The 876-nt window shown below is 32.8% G+C and carries 1 protein-coding gene; it reads left to right on the top strand.

Annotation, left to right across the window (positions count from 1 at the left end; translation table 11 throughout):
- Positions 1-337: 337 nt before the first annotated feature.
- The coding region (locus ACFINC_RS10165; protein WP_375617136.1) for a thermonuclease family protein at positions 338-876 on the top strand (539 nt) is incomplete at its 3' end.

Genomic DNA, 876 nt, shown 5'->3' with positions numbered 1-876 from the left:
CCAATCATTCTTGATAGGTTTTATGCTCCAAAGGAAATGTGGCGTTATTCCTCTTCAAAGTTATTTTCTGGAGAGTGTTTTTTGGTATCTTAAAAAATTTGCTTTAAAATCTGTCTAACTTTAAATTTAGATGCTTTATACAGATTTGGCTGAGTTGATTTATTTTGTAAGTTGCTTACATATCAACACTATATGGGTATTGGATTGTTATGATATTTAACAAAATTTTGTCATTAAAACAGCGTTTTGTTTCGTTATGTGAATAAAATTTTTGAAAGAATTATAAGCAATACTCAATAGATTGCGTTATAATGATAGCAGAAGTTTCTTTTATTTCATGAAAAAAATTCTTTCTCATTTTCATCTAAGAAGCTTAAAAAAAATTATCAGTTTTAGTATTTTTATCGCTGCTAGCATTCTTATCATTATGGCAAGTTATTTTAAGCAGATTCAACCCTTTCCTCAAAAAGAAAAATTTTCTTCTCATAATTCTGTTGAAGGCAAGGCATTAATCGTTGATGGCGATTCCATCACGATTTCTTCCATTAAGATTCGATTGGTCGGAATTGATGCTCCTGAACTCCACCAATTTTGTGGAAAAAAAGATGCACAATACCCTTGTGGGCTTGAGGCAAAAAAATATTTAGAACAACTACTCGAAAATCAAACGGTCACATGTCACTGGCATAAAACAGATAAATATCGCCGTATCCTTGCAACATGTCAAACGAAACAAGTTAGAAATATCAACGCAACGCTTGTACAGAATGGTTGGGCTGTAAGTTATTATGAATACCCCAAAGAAGAGCAAGAAGCCAGAAGGAAAAAAAAGGGTATATGGGCATCAAGTTTTCAGCGACCGAAAGAATGGCGCAA

Origin of the sequence: Bartonella sp. AP58NXGY (assembly GCF_042195785.1) — a bacterium.
Taxonomy (GTDB): Bacteria; Pseudomonadota; Alphaproteobacteria; order Rhizobiales; family Rhizobiaceae; genus Bartonella.
This window is presented reverse-complemented; position numbering and strand designations above follow the sequence as displayed.